The organism is Psychrobacter sp. T6-1 (genome assembly GCF_052258445.1).
Genome location: NZ_JBQQFC010000409.1, coordinates 1 through 1,689, shown reverse-complemented (window position 1 = coordinate 1,689; position 1,689 = coordinate 1). Strand labels below are relative to the sequence as shown.

Annotated in this window: 2 protein-coding genes; both read left to right on the top strand. The window is 45.1% G+C overall.

Annotated elements, in window-relative coordinates:
* Nucleotides 1–203 precede the first annotated feature (203 nt).
* Nucleotides 204–701: a phosphatase PAP2 family protein gene (locus tag ACTXGO_RS13325; protein ID WP_443574858.1), complete on the top strand. Its 498-nt coding sequence runs from the start codon at nt 204–206 to the stop codon at nt 699–701.
* 311 nt (nt 702–1,012) lie between these two features.
* Nucleotides 1,013–1,689, top strand: a 677-nt coding sequence (locus tag ACTXGO_RS13320) for a carbamoyl-phosphate synthase domain-containing protein (RefSeq protein ID WP_443574859.1), incomplete at its 3' end; no start/stop codon positions are given.

Genomic DNA, 1,689 nt, shown 5'->3' with positions numbered 1-1,689 from the left:
TATCAAAAACGGACGATTGAAATTTGATAAAAATTTCATAGGTTATAAGAGTTAATTACCCTAAAATGGGGGCGCCCTAAACACTCATTAGTGATGCGAATAATACCACTTTGACAGTCATAAACAAAAGCATCTTTGGAAACCTTGCTATGAATAGCCACATGCCCCTGTCTTTATTACTATTAGCTAGCAGCTCACTAATAATGAATTTCAGTTACGCGGACAGTAACTCAAACCTAGAAAAAGCAGGTAGCGTCGTTGCGGTAGCTATTCCAGCAATCGCCTATGGTAGCACCTATTATTTTGATGACAAAAAAGGTCGCGGACAGTTTTATCGATCTTTTGGCACCACTGTGGCGACAACTTATGCGCTAAAAGCCGTCGTTGATAAAGAGCGCCCTAATGCTGAGGGCGATAACTCTTTTCCTTCAAGTCATGCTTCAGTCGCCTTTCAAGGGGCCAGCTTCATCCATAAACGTTACGGATTTGAGTATAGTATTCCCGCCTACATTGGCGCAGGGTTTGTCGGCTACAGTAGAATAAAGTCCGATGAGCATGACGCAGGCGACGTCTTTGCTGGTGCCTTATTAGGCATTGCTAGTAGTATGTATCTCACCAAAAGCTATGATGATAAGTTGCATATTGCCACCAGCCTTGCGCCTGATTACTACGGTTTGAGTCTGCATTATCAGTTTGAATAAGAGGTATGCTCATAGCATTTATTCACACGTACAATGCTAGCTCTAATCATAAAACTCTAGTATAATGCGCAAAATCTATGCCTAAGCGAGTGGACATGATGCGAGTTACCTCTTCACTAATCTGTGAGTGTTGTAAATTCCATCTATGATGTCTTCTCGCTTTTTTGTGGGAAATTTTTGCTCGCAGCCCCTTTATCAAGTAATCATTATTTAATTTAAATGATGCTCCTAAAGGTCTACGCAAGCAGCCCTTTATATAAACAAAACTCGATGGCACTTATCACTAATAGCGGAGGCAATCCTTGAAATCATTGACCCAGACACAAGCAATTTTGGCATTAGCAGACGGTACAGTATTTCGCGGTATCAGTATAGGCAGCCAAGGTCACCGCGTCGGTGAAGTCGTCTTTAATACAGCGATGACAGGCTATCAAGAGATCCTCACAGACCCAAGCTACGCGCGTCAATTGGTCACCCTCACCTACCCGCATATCGGCAATACAGGTACCAACGATGAGGACAGTGAAGCGGGCAATATCGACTTTAAACAGCAGATATGGGCTGAGGGTCTCATTATCCGTGATGCGACAATGGTCACCTCAAACTTTCGTAACACCGAATCACTAAGCGACTACCTCAAGCGTCACGATACCGTGGCTATCGCTGAGATTGACACCCGTCAATTGACTCGTCTTTTGCGTGAGCAAGGTGCTCAAAACGGCTGCATCATGACCGCCTCAAATGGCGAGACCATCAGTGACGATGATGTACAGCAGGCCATCCAACTGGCAAAAGACTTTGCCGGTCTCAAGGGTATGGATCTGGCAAAAGAAGCGACTCATCCAGATGGCTTTGAGTGGACGACGGGTACGTGGGAATTGTCAGACACCCTACTCAACCGCGATGCACCTGGTAGCCATGATAGCGGTACGGGCGGGTTCTATAAGCAGCTTGGTACCCATATCGAGCACAAATACAATGTCGTCGC

What these genes read in the sequence shown, in the direction of transcription:
- ACTXGO_RS13325 (WP_443574858.1), top strand. Translation starts at nt 204, where the DNA reads ATGAATTTCAGTTACGCGGACAGTAACTCAAACCTAGAAAAAGCAGGT.